The 19,809-nt window shown below is 67.4% G+C and carries 21 protein-coding genes; 9 read left to right on the forward strand and 12 right to left on the reverse strand.

Annotated features, from left to right (window positions below):
- Positions 1-7: 7 nt before the first annotated feature.
- The 4 genes from AC6LJ2_RS16140 to AC6LJ2_RS16155 form a co-directional block, all read right to left on the reverse strand.
- Positions 8-496 (reverse strand): CesT family type III secretion system chaperone, encoded by a 489-nt coding sequence (locus AC6LJ2_RS16140; protein WP_263912674.1) that lies wholly within the window; start codon positions 494-496, stop codon positions 8-10.
- 128 nt (positions 497-624) lie between these two features.
- Entirely contained in the window at positions 625-1,701 is a 1,077-nt protein-coding gene (locus tag AC6LJ2_RS16145; protein WP_498151731.1) for a hypothetical protein, read from the reverse strand.
- Positions 1,702-1,706: 5 nt separating this feature from the next.
- Positions 1,707-2,141, reverse strand: coding sequence for a RidA family protein (locus tag AC6LJ2_RS16150; RefSeq protein ID WP_498151732.1), 435 nt, complete (start codon positions 2,139-2,141; stop codon positions 1,707-1,709).
- 86 nt (positions 2,142-2,227) lie between these two features.
- Positions 2,228-3,112 (reverse strand): hypothetical protein, encoded by an 885-nt coding sequence (locus AC6LJ2_RS16155; RefSeq protein WP_498151733.1) that lies wholly within the window; start codon positions 3,110-3,112, stop codon positions 2,228-2,230.
- Positions 3,113-3,360: 248 nt separating this feature from the next.
- On the opposite strand from AC6LJ2_RS16155, the gene AC6LJ2_RS16160 reads away from it, so the two are divergent.
- Positions 3,361-3,867, forward strand: coding sequence for a hypothetical protein (locus tag AC6LJ2_RS16160; protein WP_498151734.1), 507 nt, complete (start codon positions 3,361-3,363; stop codon positions 3,865-3,867).
- On the opposite strand, the gene AC6LJ2_RS16165 is transcribed toward AC6LJ2_RS16160, so the two are convergent.
- Positions 3,864-4,787 carry a LysR family transcriptional regulator gene (locus AC6LJ2_RS16165; RefSeq protein WP_498151735.1) on the reverse strand — a complete coding sequence of 308 codons (924 nt, stop codon included), beginning with the start codon at positions 4,785-4,787 and terminating at the stop codon, positions 3,864-3,866. The two genes, AC6LJ2_RS16160 and AC6LJ2_RS16165, sit on opposite strands and share 4 nt — an antisense overlap.
- Before the next feature lie 133 nt (positions 4,788-4,920).
- Between AC6LJ2_RS16165 and AC6LJ2_RS16170 the strand changes: the two genes are divergently transcribed.
- On the forward strand, positions 4,921-5,319 hold the full coding sequence (locus AC6LJ2_RS16170; RefSeq protein ID WP_263912679.1) for a Rid family hydrolase: 399 nt from the start codon (positions 4,921-4,923) through the stop codon (positions 5,317-5,319).
- 73 nt (positions 5,320-5,392) lie between these two features.
- Here the strand turns inward: AC6LJ2_RS16170 and AC6LJ2_RS16175 are convergent, their stop codons facing one another.
- Together AC6LJ2_RS16175 and AC6LJ2_RS16180 are read right to left on the reverse strand one after the other, a co-directional pair.
- Positions 5,393-6,931 carry a hypothetical protein gene (locus AC6LJ2_RS16175; RefSeq protein ID WP_498151736.1) on the reverse strand — a complete coding sequence of 513 codons (1,539 nt, stop codon included), beginning with the start codon at positions 6,929-6,931 and terminating at the stop codon, positions 5,393-5,395.
- A gap of 242 nt (positions 6,932-7,173) precedes the next feature.
- Positions 7,174-7,737 carry a hypothetical protein gene (locus AC6LJ2_RS16180; protein ID WP_263912681.1) on the reverse strand — a complete coding sequence of 188 codons (564 nt, stop codon included), beginning with the start codon at positions 7,735-7,737 and terminating at the stop codon, positions 7,174-7,176.
- Between the two features lie 315 nt (positions 7,738-8,052).
- Here AC6LJ2_RS16180 and AC6LJ2_RS16185 point away from each other — a divergent pair, with 315 nt between their 5' ends.
- Complete coding sequence (locus AC6LJ2_RS16185; protein ID WP_263912682.1) at positions 8,053-8,889, forward strand: DUF4189 domain-containing protein; 837 nt, start codon at positions 8,053-8,055, stop codon at positions 8,887-8,889.
- 118 nt (positions 8,890-9,007) lie between these two features.
- Here the strand turns inward: AC6LJ2_RS16185 and AC6LJ2_RS16190 are convergent, their stop codons facing one another.
- The 4 genes from AC6LJ2_RS16190 to AC6LJ2_RS16205 form a co-directional block, all read right to left on the reverse strand.
- Positions 9,008-10,000 carry a Bug family tripartite tricarboxylate transporter substrate binding protein gene (locus tag AC6LJ2_RS16190; protein ID WP_498151737.1) on the reverse strand — a complete coding sequence of 331 codons (993 nt, stop codon included), beginning with the start codon at positions 9,998-10,000 and terminating at the stop codon, positions 9,008-9,010.
- Positions 10,001-10,050: 50 nt separating this feature from the next.
- Positions 10,051-11,112 carry a hydroxyacid dehydrogenase gene (locus AC6LJ2_RS16195; protein WP_263912684.1) on the reverse strand — a complete coding sequence of 354 codons (1,062 nt, stop codon included), beginning with the start codon at positions 11,110-11,112 and terminating at the stop codon, positions 10,051-10,053.
- Complete coding sequence (locus tag AC6LJ2_RS16200) at positions 11,109-11,777, reverse strand: RraA family protein (RefSeq protein ID WP_498151738.1); 669 nt, start codon at positions 11,775-11,777, stop codon at positions 11,109-11,111. Before AC6LJ2_RS16200 ends, AC6LJ2_RS16195 begins: the two co-directional genes overlap by 4 nt.
- A gap of 171 nt (positions 11,778-11,948) precedes the next feature.
- A complete protein-coding gene (locus AC6LJ2_RS16205; protein WP_263912686.1) occupies positions 11,949-12,848 on the reverse strand; it encodes a LysR family transcriptional regulator in 900 nt (299 codons plus the stop codon).
- A gap of 162 nt (positions 12,849-13,010) precedes the next feature.
- Between AC6LJ2_RS16205 and AC6LJ2_RS16210 the strand changes: the two genes are divergently transcribed.
- Positions 13,011-14,174 (forward strand): alpha-hydroxy acid oxidase, encoded by a 1,164-nt coding sequence (locus AC6LJ2_RS16210; protein WP_263912687.1) that lies wholly within the window; start codon positions 13,011-13,013, stop codon positions 14,172-14,174.
- A gap of 3 nt (positions 14,175-14,177) precedes the next feature.
- Here AC6LJ2_RS16210 and AC6LJ2_RS16215 read toward each other — a convergent pair whose 3' ends face one another.
- Entirely contained in the window at positions 14,178-15,122 is a 945-nt protein-coding gene (locus AC6LJ2_RS16215) for a LysR family transcriptional regulator (RefSeq protein ID WP_498151739.1), read from the reverse strand.
- Positions 15,123-15,215: 93 nt separating this feature from the next.
- Here AC6LJ2_RS16215 and pcp point away from each other — a divergent pair, with 93 nt between their 5' ends.
- From pcp to AC6LJ2_RS16240, 5 genes are all read left to right on the forward strand, one after another.
- Complete coding sequence (gene pcp, locus AC6LJ2_RS16220; protein WP_263912689.1) at positions 15,216-15,863, forward strand: pyroglutamyl-peptidase I; 648 nt, start codon at positions 15,216-15,218, stop codon at positions 15,861-15,863.
- Positions 15,864-15,874: 11 nt separating this feature from the next.
- A complete protein-coding gene (locus AC6LJ2_RS16225) occupies positions 15,875-16,762 on the forward strand; it encodes an alpha/beta fold hydrolase (protein WP_498151740.1) in 888 nt (295 codons plus the stop codon).
- A 126-nt stretch (positions 16,763-16,888) separates the two neighbouring features.
- Positions 16,889-17,911 (forward strand): Bug family tripartite tricarboxylate transporter substrate binding protein, encoded by a 1,023-nt coding sequence (locus AC6LJ2_RS16230; protein ID WP_263912691.1) that lies wholly within the window; start codon positions 16,889-16,891, stop codon positions 17,909-17,911.
- A 138-nt stretch (positions 17,912-18,049) separates the two neighbouring features.
- On the forward strand, positions 18,050-18,889 hold the full coding sequence (locus AC6LJ2_RS16235) for a transporter substrate-binding domain-containing protein (RefSeq protein WP_263912692.1): 840 nt from the start codon (positions 18,050-18,052) through the stop codon (positions 18,887-18,889).
- A gap of 35 nt (positions 18,890-18,924) precedes the next feature.
- A complete protein-coding gene (locus AC6LJ2_RS16240; protein ID WP_498151741.1) occupies positions 18,925-19,788 on the forward strand; it encodes a transporter substrate-binding domain-containing protein in 864 nt (287 codons plus the stop codon).
- Positions 19,789-19,809 lie beyond the last annotated feature (21 nt).

The following is a 19,809-nucleotide window of genomic DNA, read 5'->3' on the forward strand; positions in this document are numbered from 1 at the left end:
TTCCTGTTCAGGCGAAATGGGCCGGGCCCTGGGCGGGCGCGGCATCCGGTGCGGGCGCTTTCGACGGCAGCAGCTGTTCGATGCTGCGGCTGGCGATGGCAGCGGCCAGGGCATCGACCTGCTCGCCAAAGGCGCTGAGAACGTTGAAAAAGCCGTCTTGCGTCCATCCGGCTTCCGACGGCGTCCACAACAGGCGCACCACCAGCGTGCGGTCTGCGGGTTGCAGGCCGATGCTGCTGGGGGCCACCATGCCCGGCACCAGGTTGGCGGCCAGCAGGGCGAGCAGCAACGGGGTGGGCGTGGTGTCGTCAACCGTGCCGATCTGGCCTGACAGGATCAGTCCCATCTGGCCGGCAACGGGCTCGATGACGACGGGGGCGCCGCCCTGGGTGCGCAGCGCAAATGCGCCTTGTTCGGTTGCGCCGATGGTGATCCCCATGGCGGCTTCCAATCGGGAAATCCACGCTTTCACGGTGCCAGACGTATTGGCGTCCATAGACCCTCCTTGTGATAGGTAAGGCCTTAGTAACGCGAGCGGGCTGACGGTTCCGAATATGGCCCTGATTTGTCGCGTTCCTGGTGCCGAGACGCCCGTATGCCGGCGTGCCGCGAGGCAGGCCGGGTTTACTGGGCCCGCAGCAGATTGGGTGAGCCGCCGGTCACCGGCTTGGCGTGCACGTTGGGTGCGCGGTAGACCAGGTCGCGCAGGGCCGCATGCGTCTGGGGCAGGTTGAAGGTATCGGCCCCCGGCGCCTGGCGAAAATCTTCCAGGCTGGCGGGCAGGCGTTGCACGGTGATCGACTGCACCGCGCAGCGCACGAAATCCAGCGATGTTTCGCACAGGTTCCTGGCCAGCACCGGCTGGTCGTCCAGCAGCACGAAGCCGTCGGTCAGCACGGCTTCGCCCTGGTGCAGGGTGATGTCGGCGATGGGCGAAAAACTGAGCAGCACGTCGACCCCGGGCACCTGGACGGCTTCGGCCTGGCGTTGTTGCAGCGCGATCCGCGCGCTGGCGTCCCAGCGGAACACGCGGGCCAGTTCGTCGCAACCGCCGCCCAGGCGGAGCACCAGGCCGCAGCCATTGCCCAGGCCGTCGTCCGCTTGTTCGGCCGAGTTGGACCAGGGGGCGGTCTTCTTGAAGTCCCGGTCGGTGGTGGGGGTGAGTTCGGCGATGCCGACCTTGGCCAGCATGTCGGCCACCGGAATGCTTCTGACGGCCTTGGGCGGGGTGGCGTCCATCTGGTGGTAGGCAATGCGATTCAAGCGGTACTCGCCCGGCCAGACGGGAATCACCTGGTACGTCAGCTTGCCGCGCGGGGTCTGGAACAGCGGCCCCAGGTCGGGAATGTCGGCCTTGTGCTCGGCATGGCCGACCGAGATCGCGTAGCCGTCGTCGGCCTTGTGATTCCAATGCATCATGGTGCTGCTTTGCTGCATGAACCGCATCCGCGTGGCCGGGTCGTGGAAATCCCGCTTGCCCTGGGCATCGAGGTTCAGGGTGGGAATCACCAGCAGCGCCATGCCGTCCTGCCGCGCCTTGCCCAGCAGGGCGTCGATGCTGGCGCGGCGCTGGTCCATCTTTTGGTCCCAGGACGCTTCTGCGGACTCCTGTTCCGGTTGACCCGTCGGATGGGCTGACGCCGCCGCGTGGGCGAACACGGCGAGCAGGCAGACGCGGGCAAGCAGGGAAGTCAACGGCATGGGATTCAGTCCTTTTTGCGGGGTTCGACGGGTCGGGTGGCGGCAATCGCCTTGATTTCGATCACCAGTTCGGGCCGGGCCAGGGCCGCGACGCCCAGGATCGTCCAGGCCGGAAAATCCGAACGGATGTACTTTTCCTTCACGGCGCGAAAGTCGGCCAGTTGCGCGCCGACGTCCACGTGATAGGTCACCAGCTCGACGAGATCGGTGAAGTCCAGGTTCAGGTGCGCAAGAACGGCCTGAATGCGCTGGAACGCCAGATCGGCCTGGTCCACGGCCGATTCGGGAATCGTGCCGTCGGCGCGCAGGCCGATCTGGCCGGCAATGAACACCATGCCGTTGGCCGTGACGGCAGGCGAATACTGGAACAGGTCGAAAATGCGGTTGCCGCCGAAGGCGGGGTCATCGTCGGGCAGGCGCAGGCGGTCGATGTGGGTCATGGGGGGGCCTTGGTGCAGGGATGTGGGGTCAATCATCGGCAATGGAAGAGCGGACGCGCAGGCCCCGGCCGTCGTCGGGGCAGCCGTCATGGCCAGCACGATTGAGACTGCGTGGCCAGACTTTCGAGCAGAGCATCGATCTGTATTTCGATGATGTCGGTTCTGTCGCGGGCGTCGACGGCGATGCGCATGGCTAGCGCGAATTCCGGCTCTTGCCGCAGGCGTTGAGCCGACAGGTCCACCAGCGTCAGCAATCGCTCGACCGTCAGGCGTTCGCGCAAAGCCTGCAGGTTATCGGCTGACCAGTCAGCGCTCGCGCCAGCGTCTGACAGATAGGGGCCGCCGCCACCGTGCTCGCGGGTCCAGGCGCCGAAGATGGGATTTTCGCCCTCTTCGTAAATCAAACCGGAAGCGTACATGATGGCCGAAACCGCCTTGCCCGGGCTGTCGACGGCCCACCATCTGTCCCATAACCGGGCTACCAAAGGCAGGCTGCCGCCCAGTTCATTGATCTCGAACTGCCAGGTGTAGGCGGGGGTACGCGAGCCGTCATAGAGAAAGCCGCGTTCACGGTCCAGCCTTGCCAACAGGCTGTCTGTGATGAACGTCTTGACAGCTTGCGCCTGCGGCGGCGTCATCATCGTCTCAAACAAGCAGGTTCGGCGCATCACATCGTGCCAGTTGTCGAAAGCCGGGCCGCTGTCGTCCATCAGCGCCTCTTGCCAATAGGCCAGGCACAAGGGAAACAGATAGCGAAACACCTCGGGCTGCAGCGGCTCGACATGGACGAGATTCAGCAAGTAGTACCGCCTCAGTTCGTCGGCGTTGATGTCCCGCCAGTCTTTCTTTGCCAGGGCGTGCAACGCGGCATCGTCGTGGTCGAACTCGCGTTCCCAAACATCGATGGGCGCGACGGGATTGCCGAACAGGGCTCGGCAGTGCTCGCGCGGGGTTGGGGTGGCAAGGGACATCGGAGGGGTGAAGCAAATGGGTTGAGGCAGGTGAATGCTACCCAATTTTCGGCGCCTGCCTGCGCAGGGTGATACACAATGTTTGTTGATATTTCAAATCTCGGAGGCGGGCGGCAAACAGTTGGGCGGTGGGGGCGCTGCGCAAGGCCGAAGGGCTGCGGTCGATACGAGCTTGTTCCGTTGCCGGCGTTTGGCGGATACTCGTTTGTCGCCATTGCTGTACGGCCAATCGCACAGGAAACCCCGCCATGAGCCTCACCCCGTTCGAATTGCACGCCCATGTCGACGAAGACGGCTTTGTTGCGCTGGTCTGCCCCGATACGTATCAGGGGTACGTGCACGAAGACTGGACGCTTGCCCAGGTGCTCGAACGCTTTGTGCGGCAGATGAATGCGCAGACGCTGTTTGCGGCGTTTCCCGGGCCGGATCTGGCCGATGCGTCCTTGCGCATCGCGGATGCGGCCTCGCCGGGGGCGGCCTGGCGCACGGTGTCCGGCCTGGTGCGCGTTGGCGAAGGCGGGCTCTGGCTGACCGACTACTCGCAGCTGACCATGGCCGCGCAGTTTGACGATGAAATGCCTACCCGCGACGAACAATTGCAGCTGCCCATCGGGCCTGGGCTGTATCGCGTCACGCTGCGGCAGTTCGCGGTGTCGTACGAAGATGACCGGGACCCCGCAGCGGAACTGGTCATCGAGCCGGCGGGGGCGGGCGACATCATGCCCGCCATCGATGCCGTACCGTGGTTCGGCTAGGCGCCGGGCCGCATCAGCGGCGCGTGTTCCGCCATCAATTCCGCCACCCACTCGATGAACACCCGCAGCTTGGCGCTGACGTGCCGGTTGGGCGGGTAGGCGATGTACAGGGGCATGGGGTCCAGCTTCCAGTCTTCGAACACGGGCACCAATTCGCCTCGGGCCGAGTGTTCCAGGGCCATGTAGTCGGGCAGCCACAGTATGCCCATGCCCGCCAAGCCGGCTGCCAGGTAGGCATTGCCGTCGTCCATGGCCACGATGTAGCGGCCTTGGGCATGCACGCTTTCGTCGCCGCGGCGCATGGCGTAGGGCAGGGGTTTGCCGGTGCGTGACCACAGAAAGCCGACGATGCGGTGGTGGGAGTCTTCCAGGTCGGCCGGATGCGCCGGCTTGCCGGCGTGCTGCAGATAGCTGGGCGCGGCGTACACGCGCAGTTGCAGGTCGCCGACGCGGCGCGCGATCAGCGATTGGTCGGTGAGTTCACCGCCGCGCACGACGCAGTCGACGTTCTCGCCGATGATGTCCACCATGCGGTCGCTGACGCCCATGTCCAGCTGGATGTCGGGGTAGCGGGCATGGAAGGCGGGCAGGGCGGGCGCCAGAATCATGCGGGCGAGCGGGCTGGGCACGTCGACCCGCAGCCGGCCGCGCGGCACGGCCGCGGCGCTGGACAGGCTGGTTTCGGCGTCGTCCATGTCGGCCAGGAGGCGCAGCACGCGTTCGTAGTACACCGCGCCGTCAGCGGTGACATTGACCTTGCGGGTGGTGCGGTTCAAGAGCCGCACGCGCAGCCGTGCCTCCAGTTGCTGCACCAGCTGGGTGACGCTGGTCTTGCTCATGTGCAGGGTGTCGGCCGCTTTGGTGAAGCTGCCGGTTTCCACGACGCGGGCGAACGCCTGCATGGCATCGAAACGGTCCATGGTCACTCCGAGGGCTGGGGATTGTTTGCATTTTACAAACAGTGATGGGCAGGGTTGCCCGTTTATCGCGCCGCAAGGGGTCCGTAAAGTGCCTGCATGATCAATGCGGGCGGATGGCCCTGGGAGCAATCGAATGGCAACACGTGATGTGGTTTTTCCGGCTGGACGCCAGGCGCTATATGAACGCAACCGGTATTCGCCGGCCATCCGGTCCAACGGCTTTCTGTTCGTGTCGGGCCAAGTGGGCAGCCGCGAAGACGGCTCGCCCGAGCCCGACCTGCAGGCCCAGGTGCGCCAGGCGTTCGACAACCTGAACGCCATCCTGAAGGCCGCGGGCGCCACGTTTGAAGACGTGGTCGATGTGACTGTGTTCATGGTGGACCCGGCCTCCAGGTTCGAGACCATCTGGCAAGTCGTGCCGGACTACTGGGGCCAGGCGCCGCACCCGACGCTGACCGCGGTGGGCGTGACGTGGCTGTACGGCTTTGACTTCGAGATCAAGGTGATCGCGAAGCTGCCCGAAGGCGCGTAGCCGTACGCGGATAAAAGCGGACAAGACAAAGGCGCCCCTCGGGGCGCCTTTGCCGTTGCGCGGGAAGCGGGGATTAACCGCGGGCGCGGGCCACGGCCTGGGCCAGGTCTTCCTGCTTGCGGATCAAGGCGGCCTCGACCTGGTCGCGCGGGGTCGTGGCGTCCTTGAGCGGAGCATCCAGGTCCGCGGCGCGCAGCAGCTCCATCAGGTCGCGCGAACGGGTCTGGGTGGACGGAATCGCGCTTTGGTCGACCAGCTTGCCCTTGACGAACTTGGAGACCGTGGTGGACAGCGTGCTGGTCTCGGTGAACGAGGCCTTGGCCAGTTTGCCGTCTTCGTAGCCGATGTCGGTCTTGTTCTCGTAGTTGTCGCGGATCTGGTAGAAAGCGTAGTTCTGCGAATCCGGGTCCGTAGTTAGGTTCAGCTTCTGGTCCAGCGACAGCGCGCGATGGAAGCTGGCGCTCAGCGACGACTGCTGCTGTTGCGTGATGGCCAGGTCGAACTGCGGGCGGCCGCTGCTGCTGGTGTTCTGCGAGGTCTGGTACGAGAACGTGTCCAGTTCGCGCGGCTGAGCCGGGTTGGACGCGACGGGCGCCTGGTTGACCGAGGCGGAGAAGTCGGCCAGGCCGGACAGCATGGTGCGGTGGACTTCAGCCGGCGCGCCCAGGCGGTTGGTGGCGCCCTGGGGCGACCAGGCGCCATAGCTGCGGTGCAGGTCCGAGAAGCCTTGCTTGAAGTACGACATCAAGGCGGCGTCGCCTTCGCCGCGCTTCTGGGCGCTGTCGAATTTGGTCAGGTAGCTGTCGATGGCTGCGGATTGCTGCTGGGCGCTGCCGAACTGGGCGGGCTTGCTGACATCCACGTTGATCTGGGCGGAACCGGCCAGGGTCTTGACGGTCAGCGCGCGCTGGCCGGCGTCGGCCTGAAACTTGAAGCTGACCTGGTCCGGGCCTTCGGCGCCGACGGTGGCTTCCAGCGACACCGACGACAGGACGTTGGTGTCGATCTTGGACAACGCGCCGAGGGCCAGCTTGGGCGGCACCGACGCCAGGCCGTCAACGGCGTCCTGGAACGATTTGGACAAGCCGGCGATGGCATTGCGCTCGGCCTCGGTGAGCTTGGCGTCGCCCACGTCGATCTGCACGGCCAGGCCCTTTGCATTGCTGTCGAGCGTGATGTTGACCTTGGCGCCGCTGGCGGTGGTGATGCGCAGGGCCACCGAGTTATCAGCCTGGGCTTGAGCCTGGGGGCCATCGACGCCGTCCACGGCCGCGGCCGAGCGAGTCGCGGGGACCAATTGCGAGTAGTTGCCGCCATCGGTCTGGAAGCGCGACAGCAGCGCGGCGGCCAGGCCCTTGAACTGACCGGTCAGGGACGACGAGCGGACGTTGTCCGACATCAGCGACGACAGGGCGTCGGGTTCCTGCACCGGGTTGGCGGAAAGCGTGTTGGGCGAATAGGTCAGCACGCCGGTCGATTGCTGGCCCAGCGTGACCGAAGTGGACGCGGGCGGCTCGGGGCTGCGGTTGACGTTGGTAACGCGGGACACGCCGCTCGCTGGCGCTTGCGGCGCGATGACGAGCGGGGGCAGTGAAGAGGAGATCGTAGTCATGTCTGCGGTATTCCAGGCGGGCAACAGCTGCCCAGTGATCGTGCCGGGGATATTCAGAATGACTAACGGCAGGCGCGGCGGAAAATTAATGGGCAGCGCGAATAATTATTCGCCACTGCCGCGATTATCTTTGGCGCGGAAATAATGTCGACAAAAAGATTGCTTTCCAGAAACTGAATGCCGCGGATGCAAGCGCATGAGTTACGCCGGTTCCGCGGTTATTGCCGGGCATGCCCGCGCGATTATTTGACGACATAATTGCGCGCTTCGTTTTCACCGGCCCATTTACGCAGCGCCGCGATGAATTCCGGGCAGACGTTGCCATCGACGGTGGATCCGATGATGACGCTGTCTTTCATGCGCATCAGCACCTTGCATTCATAGACGCGGGTGCGGTTCTGCATGTAGCCCGTGCTGTTCTGCTGGAACACCGGCGTCGCGGCGGACGTGTTGGTGGCGGGGATCATGCCCACCACCTGCTGGCTCGTGCCCGTCGTCACCCATTCCTGGTAAGGCGCTGTCTGGTAGTCGGACCATTCCAATTCCATCGTGTTGCCGATGGCGCGCTTCTTGGACGGTTCGCCGAGCGCGGCGATGGCGTCGTTGATCGAGCGGCCTTCCATGTTGCGGGCGACGTTGACGCTGGGGGAGAACGACAGGCCTTCGGTGAAGACCTTGCCCAGCGACGGCAGGGCCGAACTGCCCCCCGTGGGCATCGGGGCGCAGGCCGCCAGGCTGGCGGTGGCGATCAGGCCTGCGGCAAGCCGAAACGGCCGGCGGGAAATGGCGTGCAGAGACGGCGTCATGATGCGGGCGATGCTCCGTTGCGATCGGATGGGCGCGGCCGCTGGGGGCAGCCAGGGGGCGCTCGACGTGTTTGTTTCTCTTCGTGACAGGCTGGGGGCGCGGCGGGAGACCCTGACGGGCGCACGGGTTGCCGCAGGCTGACCGCCTGCTTGAGAAAAGTCCGCCATTTTTACCGGAAATCGGGGCCAGCTTCTTTCAGCCACCTGTGAAATTTGTTACTCAATATGCCTGGGGGCGATTTGCGAGGGGGGCGGCAGGCGTAGCCGGCTTGCTAAGATCGTGGCCGCCAAATTCACTCGATCCGGATACCGACGATGATGCTTGCCCGATTTGTTCCGATTATTCGCTCGGCCATTGCCGCGTTGGCGTTGATCGCGGGGGTATTTGCCCCGGCCGCGCACGCGGACACGCTGTATGGCGGCATCGCCACGGATGGCAAGCACGCCAGGATCTACTGGGCGCTGCCTGAAGACACGGGCAAAGAGGCCGAGGCGGCCGGGGTGGCCGCATGCCGGCGCGCGGGTGGCAAGGACTGCAAATCCCTGAGCTGGTTCTCTGACAGCTGCATGGTGTATGCGCGCAACCTCACGTCGAACGACTTGTTCCCCGGCAACAGCGTGTCGCCCGAAATGGCGGCCAAGAAGGCAATGCGCCGCTGCACGGCCGGCAGCCCGGACGGCAAATGCCGCCTGGCCACGCTGCCGCTGTGCGTGGGCCCGGGCTACAGCGCCGAGGACCTGCAAGCGCCCAAGACCGCCACGCCCGCCCAGCTGGAGGCGCTGTCGGCCAAGCTGAACGACCGCGAATACTGGGGCGCCATCGCCGAAACGAACACCGGCGGCCTGTCCTATGCCGATGGCTATCCCAACGAAAAGGATGCCATCAACAAGCTGCTGGAATGGGAAGAGTGCGAAGGCTGCACCAAGGTGCTGACCTACAAGGACAGCTGCGTGGGCCTGGCCTGGGCCAAGGGCAGCAAGGGCCGCGGCACCGGTTTCACGGCACTGAACCCCGATCCCAAGGCGGCGCGCGATGCCGCCCGCGACGTTTGCAGCAGCAAGACCGGCGCGCCGAACTGCGTGGCGATGGTGCGCTGCTCGGGCCGGGCGTATATCGACGGCTATGCGGGCTTCGAAGAAAAACCCAATTGAGGCCGGGCTCGCGGCATGACCGGCGCGGCAGATCGTCTGCCGCGCCTTTGCGTCAGGGCCAGACCTGAGCTGACCCGGCCCCGTCGGGCATGGCCGGCCCCGGCCGGCCCGCATCCGCCTACTTGTCCAGCCAGGGCGCCTCTTGCCACAGCTGCTTGAACTCCGCCTCGCCCGCCGCCAGTTCGCGGGCGTAGTCGGGCGGCGCCAGATAGCGCAAGGGCGCGAACATGTCTTTCGCCTTGGCCTGGAACTCGGGGTCGTCCACACTGCGCTTGACCGCCTGCGTGAGCTTGTCGCGCACCTCGGCAGGCAAGCCCTTGGGCGCGGCCAGGCCGCGCAACGACGCCAATTCGAAGTCGTAGCCCTGTTCCTTGAACGTGGGAATGTCGGGCAGGGCGGCAGAGCGGGTCTTGCCCATCTGCCCGAGAAAGCGCAAGGGCGTGCCGCCATTCTGGTACTGCAGCGCCTCGCCCACATTGATGGCGCCGATGGTGATTTCCCCGCTTGCCAGCGCGCCGCGCACTTCGCCGGCGCCCTTGTAGGGGATGTGGCTGAGCTGCGTGGAAGAGGCCCGTTCGAATTTCAGCATGGCCAGATGGTCGTCCGAGCCGGTGCCGGTGGTGCCGACCGTGACCTTGCCCGGGTTTTGCCGCGCGTAGGCCGACAGGTCGGCCAGCGTCTTCATCGGGTTGTCGGTGCGCACGCTGAAGGCGCCCGGATCGTCGATCAGGTTGCCCAGCAGGTCAAAGCTCTGCCAGGTGAAGCCGGACTTGCGTTCGATGGGGATGGTCAGCAGGTTGGGGGTGTTGATGAAGCCGATGGTGTAGCCGTCGGGCTGGGCCCGTGCCAATTCGGTGAAGCCGATGGCGCCGCCGGCGCCGGGGCGGTTCAGCACCACGATGCGGGCGTCGTTGCCCAGGTACTTCTGCAGATAGGGCGCCAGCATGCGCGCCACCAGGTCGGTGCCGCCGCCGGGCCCATAGGACACGATCAGGTTGATGGGGCGTTCCGGGTAGCCGGCGGCCGGGACGGCGGCGGCGTACAGGCCGGCGCAAGCCAGGGCGATGGCGGCCAGCCGGCGTCGGGCCGGGCGCGTAGTGCGATGTTGCATGGTTGTCTCCTCGCGGTAGGGATCGTCGGCGGGGCGCCGCGATCTTTTTTCTAGGTCAATGCGGCAATGCGGGCGGCGGCCTTGGGCCACGCTTCAGGGTTGATCAATTGCGGTGGCCGTTCGCCGCGCAGCATCGCCAGCAGTTGCTGCGCCGACGAGCGCGCCACGTTGCGGCGGGCTTCGTGCGTGACCCCGGCGGTATGGAAGGTGGCCACGACGTTGGGCAGGGCCAGCAGCGGCGCGTCGTGCGGCGGCGGTTCGTGCTGCCAGACGTCCAGTCCGGCACCGCGCAGATGGCCGCCCTGCAAGGCAGCGCACAACGCGTTTTCGTCGTGGATGCCGCCGCGCGCGGTGGAAATGAACACGGCGCCCGGCTTCATGGCGGCAAAGGCCCGGGCATCGATCAGGCCGCGGGTGGTCGCGTCCAGCGGGCAATGCAAGGACACGACGTCGGATTGCGCCAGGAGGTCGGCCAGGCTGACGGGCTGCGCGCCGCGCTGGCGGATGGTGTCGTCGTCCAGCAGCGGGTCGTGGGCCAGCACGCGCAGGCCGAAGCCCTGGGCGATCTGCGCCACGCGGGTGCCGATCTGGCCCAGCCCCACCAGGCCGATGACGCTGCCGCGGATTTCGTGGCCCATCAGGTCCTCGCGGGAGAAGCCCGTGTCGTGACGCAGCCGTTGATCCGATTCGACGACCCGGCGCTGCACGGCCAGCAGCAGCGCGTACGTATGTTCGGCCACGGACGCGGCGTTGGCGCCGGCCTGGTTGACCACGGCGATGCCGGCCCGCGTGCAGGCTGCGACGTCGACGGTGTCGTAGCCGGCGCCGCCGGACGAGACGACCACCAGGTCGGGGCATTGGGCGATCAGCGCTTCGCCGACGAACCACTGGCGCGGCAATTCGTCCTTGGCGGCCGACACGTGATAGGCGTGGGCGGTGCGCAGGCCCGCCAGTGTGCGGGCGTCATCGCCCCGCGCGGGCAGCACCGACAGCGCGATGTCCGGGGCGGCGCCGATGATCTGGTCGAACACCGGGTCCAGCCACAGGTCCAGGCGGCACAGGCGGGCCGGGGTGACGCGCGGCGGGCTGCCGGCAGGATGCGGCGCGCTCACAGCACGCCCCGCGCCTTGAGCGTGGCATCGACCCAGCGGCGGTCGAGCGTGCCGGCTGCGATGTCCCGCAGGATGGCCGCCTCGTTCGCGGCAATCGCCCGCACCCGCTCGGCGATGGCCGGCGCCTGGTCGGGCCGGATGGCCAGCAAGCCGTCGGCGTCGCCCACCAGCAGGTCGCCGGGCAGCACGACCATGCCGTCCACGGTGATCGGCACGTTGATGGCGCCGGGGCCGTCCTTGTACGGGCCGCGGTGCGCGATGCCGCGGGCGTATATCGCCAGGTCGCCAGCGGCCAGCGTGTCGCTGTCGCGGACCGCGCCATCGATGACAAAGCCGGCCAGGCCGCGCCTGGCGGCCCAGCCCGCCATGATTTCGCCAATGATGGCGTTATGGGTGTCGCCGCCGGCATCCACCACGATCACGTCGCCGGGCTCGGCCATGTCGATGGCCTTGTGCACCATCAGGTTGTCGCCCGGCCGGGTCTGCACGGTGAAGGCCCGGCCCAGGATGCGGCGGCTGCGATGCAGGGGGCGCAGGGCGCTCGTGCCGACCGTGCGGCTCATGGCATCGCTGATGTTGGCGACCGCCAGGTCGCGGTAGGCGAGCAGCGTGTCGCGGTCGGGCCCGGGCGGGCAGTCGTGCAGGGTGAAGCCAAAGTCCGGCATGTCGCAATGTCTCCGTCAGGGATGAGTGTCAGGGGCGACTCTACCGAGCGGCTATTGCGAGATAAAGCGAATAATTTGCAGATCTATGAAACGCTTTTTGGAAAGCTTGATGGCGCACGCCGCCGTCTTGGACCTGTCCGCGCGGGGACGGGATCAATCCGGCCTGTGGCGTCAGACCAGGCCGGTGGGCGCATGGAAATCCAGGGTGGCCTGCGCCAGCGTGCGCAGCGTCTTCAACAGCGGCCGGGTGTCGTCGCGGCGCCATTGGAAGGTGTAGGGCAGCGGGCGCAGCGGCGCAAACCCCGGTAGCGGCAGCAGGTCACCGCGCGCGATCAGGATGTGCGCCCACGCCTTGGGCAGAAAGCCCAGCCCCAGGCCCTGGCAAAGCAGGCCGGCGATGGCGCCCCAGCTGTTGCAGCACAGAGTGCGCCCCGGCGAGACATGCTGTTCGGTCAGCCAGTCGTCCAGCATGCGGATGGCGCCGGAGCTTTGCGGCAGGGTGATCAGCGTCTGGCCCGGCAGGTCCGCGGGGCGCAGCGCAGCCGGGTCCGCCACGGCGCGCGGCGTGGCGACCCATTCGAATTCGGCGCTGCCGATCAGGCTGGACGCGATCGAGGCGCGCGAAGACGGGCCGGCAATGACCGCGAAATCGAGTTCGCCGTCTTCCAGGCCGCGTTCGACCAGTTCGCCGACCCCGACGAAGGGTTCGACCAGCAGGTTGGGGTGGGCCTGCTGGATCACGTCGATCAAGCGCGGCATCCAGGTCAGCGAGGTCAGCTCGCCCGCCCCGAAGCGGCAGCGGCCGGAATAGGCCAGGTTGTCGCTGGCCTGCTGCATGAACTGGTCGGCGTTGCGCAGCAGGTCCTTGGCGTGCGGCACCAACTGTTCACCCAAGGCCGTCAGCGTCGCGCTGCGGGCGGTGCGGCTGAAGAGGTCCGCGCCGATCGACGCCTCGAGTTCGCCGATGCGCTTGGACAGCGACGACACCGAGATATTGAGCCGGTTGGCCGCAATGGCGAAATTCTTGCAGGTGGCGGCCCAGTAGAACGCTTCGAGCTGTTTGAGTGTCATGGGGGACGGCGGCGTAGCCGGCAAGATCGAGAGTGAACAAAAGAGTAATAAAAAATATCGATAAAGTCGCTTTATTCAAAGTGCGGTCGCGCCTATAGTCGTGCGCCATTGCCCACGACACCCGTGCGGCCCGCGATGGCCGCCCGCGCCAGGAGTCCGTCCATGTCCAGACGCTTGCGTCATCTGCTCAGCCTGCACGATTTCGAGGCGGCGGCCCGTCGCGTGCTGCCCAAGCCCCTGTTCGCCTACGTATCGGGCGCGGTGGAGGACGGCGTGTCCGAGCGCGCCAACCGTCGCGCCTTCGAGCGCTATGCGTTTCGCCCCAGGGTGCTGGTGGACGTCTCGGCATGCCGCACGCAGGCCACGGTGCTGGGCACGCGCTATGCCGCCCCGGTGGGCATCGCGCCCATGGGCATTTCGGCGTTGACGAGCTACCGCGGCGACCTGGTGCTGGCACGGGCGGCGCAGGCGGCGCAAGTGCCCTGCATCATGAGCGGCTCGTCGCTGATCCGCCTGGAGACGGTGATGAGCGAAGCGCCCGGCACCTGGTTCCAGGCCTATCTGCCCGGGGACCCGGCACAGATCGATGCCTTGATCGACCGGGTGGCGGCGGCTGGCGTCGGCACGCTGGTGCTGACGGTGGACACGCCGGTGGCCGCAAACCGCGAGAACAACGTGCGCGCCGGATTCTCGACGCCGCTGCGGCCGAGCCTGGGGCTGGCCTGGCAGGGCGCGACGCATCCCCGCTGGTTGTTCGGCACCTTCTTGCGCACGCTGTGGCGCCATGGCATGCCGCATTTCGAGAACAACTACGCCACCCGTGGCGCGCCCATCCTGTCGGCCCGCGTGCTGCGCGATTTTTCCGACCGCGGGCACCTGAACTGGGAGCATGCGGCAGCGGTGCGGCGGCGCTGGCCGGGACGCATGGTGATCAAGGGCGTGCTGCATCCCGACGATGCGCGGCGTGCCCGTGCGCTGGGCATGGACGGCGTGATCGTGTCCAACCACGGCGGCCGGCAACTGGACGGCAGCATGACGCCGCTGCAAGCCTTGCCGCAGGTGCTGGACGCCGCGGGCGGCATGGACGTCATGCTCGACAGCGGCGTGCGGCGCGGCTCGGATGTGATCAAGGCGTTGGCGCTGGGTGCGCGCTGCGTGTTCGTGGGCCGGCCATTCAATTACGCGGCGGCGGTGGCGGGTCAGGCGGGGGTGGCGCATGCGATCAGCCTGCTCGTGGCCGAGGTGCGTCGCAACCTGGGGCTGCTGGGCGTGGTGGACGTGGGGGCGTTGCCGGCCGATCTGTTGGTGCCGGCCGTGCCTGATTGACCGCTACGTCGCCAGGCGGGGCGCCGTTTTCACCCGCTGCGCCGCCTGCCGGACCACCCCCTGCAACCACCCCAGCGCCGCATCTCCGGGGGCGCGGCGGCTGCACACCATGTCGATGTCGAATGGGCCGGGGTCCACCTCGGGCGGCAATGGCCGCAGGCTCAGGCCGTCGCCCGCCAGGCGCTGTGCGGCGCGACGCGCCAGCGTGGCGATCAGGTCCGTGCCTTGGACGGCGTGGGGCAGGGCAACGATGTGGGCGAAGGTGCAGGCCACCCGGCGGCGCTGGCCCAGCCGCGCCAGGCCGGCGTCGATCACGCCACGGGCCGAGCCGTCGTCGCTGGGGGTGAACAGGGCGTGGGGCAGGGCCAGGTAGCGCGCCAGGTCCAGCTTGCGGCCGCGCAGGGCTGGGTGGCGCTTGTCGGCGAGGCAGACGAAATCTTCCGTGTAAAGCGTTTCGGGCAGCATGCGCTTGGGCGGCGCCAGATGGCCGCCGATGGCCAGGTCCACCGTGCCGTTGTCCAGCTGTTCGTAGAGCGCTGTCCGGTCCAGCCGGGCCACGCGCAGGTCGATGCCAGGCGCCTCGCGCCGCAGGGCGGCGACGATGTGGGGCACGATGACGACGTCGGCATAGTCGCTGGCGGCCAGGGTGAAGCGCCGTCCGGACGCCTTGCGCGGATCGAAGCCGGAGCCTTGCGCCAGGGCCTGGCGGATGTGGTCCAGCGCGGCCGCGACGGCCGGCATCAGTGCCGTGGCCTTGGGCGTGGGCTGCATGCCGTCGGCGGTGCGCAGGAACAGTTCGTCCTGGAACAGCAGGCGCAGGCGTCCCAGCGCGCTGCTGACCGAGGGCTGCGCGCGATGGATGCGCTGGCCGGCCAGGGTGACGTTGCGCGTGTCGTAGAGGGCTTCGAAGGCGACCAGCAGGTTCAGGTCGACGGCAGATAGATTCATGTAGTCAATAGTACGAATATCAATTATCGATTTCAACAATTCAGTTCCCCGGGCCTACGATGACCGCCAGAACCCCGATGCAAGGATGCGGCCATGGCTACTGTATTGATTACCGGAATCGAACCCTTTGATGGCGAAACACTGAACCCCTCGTGGGAGGCCGTGCGGCGGCTGGATGGCACGCAGGTGGCCGGGGCCATGCTGGTGGCGCGGCAGTTGCCGTGCGTGATCGGCAAGGTGGTGGGCGTGCTGCGCCAGGCCATTGCCGAGACCCGGCCGGACGTGGTGATCTGCCTGGGCCAGGCCGGCGGCCGCAGCGACGTGTCGGTCGAGCGCGTGGCGATCAACGTGGTGGACGCGCGCATTCCCGACAATGAAGGACGCCAGCCGATCGATGAACCCGTGGTCGAGGGCGGGCCGGCGGCGTATTTCTCGACGCTGCCCATCAAGGCCATCGTGCGCGACCTGCGGGCGGCAGGCGTGCCGGCCTCGGTGTCGTCGACGGCGGGCACCTACAACTGCAATACGATTTTCTACGGCCTGGCGCACTACATTGCCACCGAGCAACCGGCGCTGCGCGGCGGTTTCGTGCACGTGCCCTATTTGCCGGAAATGGCGGCCCGCCATCCCGGCCAGCCCAGCCTGGCGCTGGACACGCTGATCGAAGCGGTCAAGATCATGGCGGCGACGACCCTGGCGGTCCAGCGCGACATCAAGGCCGGCGGCGGCGCGCTGCATTGAGGGAGAGCGAGATGGACACCTTCAATGGCGCCGACGGGTTTGCGCTGGCCGGCGTACCGTTTCGGCATCGCCGGGTACGCGTGGACGGCCTGGGCTACCACGTGGTGGAGGGCGGGGCCGGGCCGGCGCTGATACTGCTGGCGGGCTTTCCGCAGAGCTGGTACGCCTGGCGGCGAGTGATGCCGCTGCTGGCGCCGCACTTTCGCCTGTACGCGGTGGACCTGCCGGGCCAGGGCGATTCGGACAAGCCGCTGGACGGCTACGACACCCACACGGCGGGCGAGCGCTTGCGGGCCTTGTTCCATACGCTGGGCCTGACGCGCTATGCGCTGGCCGGTCACGATATAGGCGCCTGGATCGCCTACCCGTACGCGGCCCGCCACGCGCACGAGGTCGAACGCCTGGTGCTGCTGGACGCCAACATTCCCGGCGTGACGCTCAAGCCGGCCATCGAACTGGGGCCGGACAACTGGAAAAGCTGGCATTTCCTCTTCAACACGGTGCCCGACCTGCCCGAAGCGCTGCTGGCCGGGCGCGAGCGGGTGTTGATCGAATGGTTCTTCAGCCGCAAGACGGCGAACAAGCCGGGCGTGTTCAGCCGCGAGGACATCGACGAGTACGAACGCGTGTATCAGACGCTGGGCGGCCTGCGCGGCATGTTGGGCTATTACCGGGCGGCGCATCAGGATGCGATCCAGAACCGGGCCTTGCGCGACACGCCGCTGACGCTGCCGGTGCTGGCGCTGGGCGGCGACCAGGGCAGCGCGCCCGACCTGTACCAGGCCCTGCAGCCCCTGGCGCGCGACCTGCAGGGCGGGGTGCTGGCGGACTGCGGCCACTATCTGCCCGAAGAGCAGCCGCGGGAACTGGCGCGGCGCATGCTGGCGTTCCTGGCGTAGGCCAGCGCCCCGGACCGCCCCGGCCGCAAGGCGCCCGGGCGGCATTTCGACATTGCGTATCGGTATTTGGTGGCCGCGTGGCACGCCCCTATCCTGGTTTTCACGTAGAGAACCTGGAGTTTTTCGATGGGCAGTCAACGCAGATCCGTCCTCAAGGCCGCGCTTGGCCTGGCGGCAGGCGTGGTGGTGGGCGCGGGGTTATTGAGCAACATGACGGGGGCGGCGCCGGCGCTCGGCGACGACGCCACGCGCTATCCCGCCCGGCCGGTCAAGCTGATCGTGCCGATCGCCGCGGGCGGCAGCGCCGACAAGCTGGCGCGCACGGTGGCGCAGAAGCTCAGCGAGAAGTGGGGCCAAAGCGTGGTGGTCGAGAACCAGCCGGGCGCCAGCAGCGCGATCGGCAACGCCGCCGTGGCGCACGCGCGCGGCGACGGCTATACGCTGCTGCTGGGCGGCGATGCCTTGTCGCTCAACGCACTGCAACCGGGCAAGCAGAACTATGACCCCGTGCGTGATCTGCAGGGCGTGACCAAGGCCGTCGTCAACCCGCAACTGCTGGTGGTGCGCCCGGGGCTGGGCGTGAAGACCTTCCAGGAGTTCGTGGCGCTGGTGCGCCAGCGGCCCGGCGAGATTTCGCTGGCGCTGCCCGGCGGCAACGGCAGCCTGCAACACCTGGCGGTGGAACTGCTGAACGAGCGCATCGGCGCCAGGACCAACCAGATTCCCTATCCCGGCGGCGGCCCGGCCACGCTGGACGTGCTGGGCGGGCACGTGGACGCGATGCTGATCACGCTGGCCGCGGCCACCGAGAATGTGCGCTCGGGCAAGCTGGTGGCGCTGGCGGTGACCACGCCTTACCGGTCCAAGGCGCTGCCCGACGTGCCGACCATCCAGGAATCGGGGCTGGCGGATTACGCGGTGGAAAGCTGGCAGGGCTTTGTGGTGCCGGCCTCCACGCCCAAGCCGCTGGTGGATCGCATTCATCGTGACGTCGTCGCGGTGCTGCGCGAGCCGGAGACGGCCGCCTTGCTGGAAAACCTGGGGTTTGCGATTGCGGCGAGCACGCCCGAGGCCGTCGACCAGACCGTGCGCGACGACATCGCGACCTACCGCCGCATCATCGCGACGGCCGACGTCAAGCTCGACTGAGCCAGGGACGGGCGCGCCGTCCGGGAGCGCGACCCGGGGCGCGCCAGCGGTTTCATATCCATATCTGAAAGTCTTCTTTGTGTTGAGCGCCGCGGCCCCGCAGCATAGAACTTCGTTCAATGCATACGGCACAACAACATGAAGACTCGCAATACCCCCGGCCTGTTCCTGCGTACGGCCGTTGCCCTGGCCCTGGCGGCCGGCGCTGCCGCCGCCCACGCGGACGCCACCCTGGACAAGATCAAGGAACGCGGCACCGTCACCATCGGCGTACTGGCCAATGGCGGTGTGTTCGGTTCGATCGATCCGAAGACCCAGGAACTGGTGGGCTGGAATCCCGACCTGGCGCGCGAGCTGGCCAAGGGCCTGGGCGTGAAGGCCGAGCTGGTGCAGGTGCAGACCGCCACCCGCACGCAATTCCTGATCTCGGGCAAGGTCGACCTGCTGATCGCGTCGATGGAACTGAATCCCGAACGCGCCGAGATCCTGGGCTATGCGCCCACGCCGTTCTTCCGGGTCGGCGGCGCGGCCGCCACCCGCCGCGACAGCGGCATCGCCAAGTGGGAAGACCTGCGCGGCAAGCCCGTCTGCGTGTCGCAAGGCAGCAGCTTTGCGCGCCCCTTGCAAGCCGATTACGGCGCGGTGGTCAAGGGCTACAAGAGCTCGTCGGACTCGCTGCTGGCGCTGCGCGGCGGCCAGTGCGTGGCGGCGGTGCACGATTCGACGCTGATCCATCCGCTGTTGCGCAACAACCCTGAATGGTCCGCCTACCACGCGCCCATCGCCACGGAAGTGCTGCCGGCGAACTCGGTGGTCTGGACCCGCAAGGGCGAGGCCGACACGATTGCCGCGGTCGACAAGGTGATCCAGGGCTGGCACCGCACGGGTTGGCTGATCGCCACCGAGAAACGCCTGGACATCCAGCCGGCGCAGCCGCTGCTGCAAGAGCTGCATGACAAGTACAAGCAGGGCAGCTGAGCCCGGCGAACGCCAAGCACGTGTTGGATAAGACGATGACCAAGCAAGCAATGAAGTGGGCCGCCGCCTTGGCGCTGGCGGCCCTGGCGACAACGGCGGCGCACGCCGACGCGACGCTGGACCGCGTCAAGCAGCGCGGCAGGCTGGTGGTGGGCGTGGACGGCGCCAGCCCGCCGTTCGGCCTGCTGGACCCGGCCACCGGCAAGGTGGGGGGCTTTCAGACCGAACTGGGCCGCGATATCGCCCGGCGGCTGGGCGTGGCACTGGAAACGGTGCCCGTGACCGCGGCGACGCGGGTGCAGTTCCTGCAGGCGGGCAAGGTGGACCTGCTGATTGCCAACATCCAGTGGACCCAGGAACGCAGCGAGATCCTGAGCTACGCGCCCACGCCCTACAACCTGGTGGGCGGCGCGGCGATGGTGTCCAAGCGCAGCGGCATCAAGCGCTGGGAAGACCTGAAGGGCAAGGTGGCGTGCGTGTCGCAAGGCAGCAATTTCGCCAAGCCGCTGCAGGATACCTACGGCGCCGTGGTGAAGGGCCTGCGCAACATTCCGGAATCGCTCCTGGCGCTCAAGGGGGGCAGCTGCGATGCGTCGGTACACATCCAGCCGGCGCTGTACGAGACGCTGCATGGCCCCAATGGCAAGGAATGGGACGGCTTCGAGCTGGCCACGTCCGACCAGCTGATTCCGTCGCCGACGGTCATCTGGACGCGCCGCAACGAAGCCGATACGCGCGCCTTCGTCGATGGCGTGATCCGCGACTGGCACACGTCCGGCTTGCTGGTGCGAGAGGCCGAGAAATTCGGCGTGCCCGCCGACTACCTGAAACAGGCCCAGGCCGACGCCCAGGCCGGCAAGTTCGACAGCGCGCCGCCCGAGGCGCAGGCCAAGCCATGATCCCGATGTCGTTTCGAAAGG

The organism is Achromobacter sp. 1014246743, assembly GCF_059760725.1.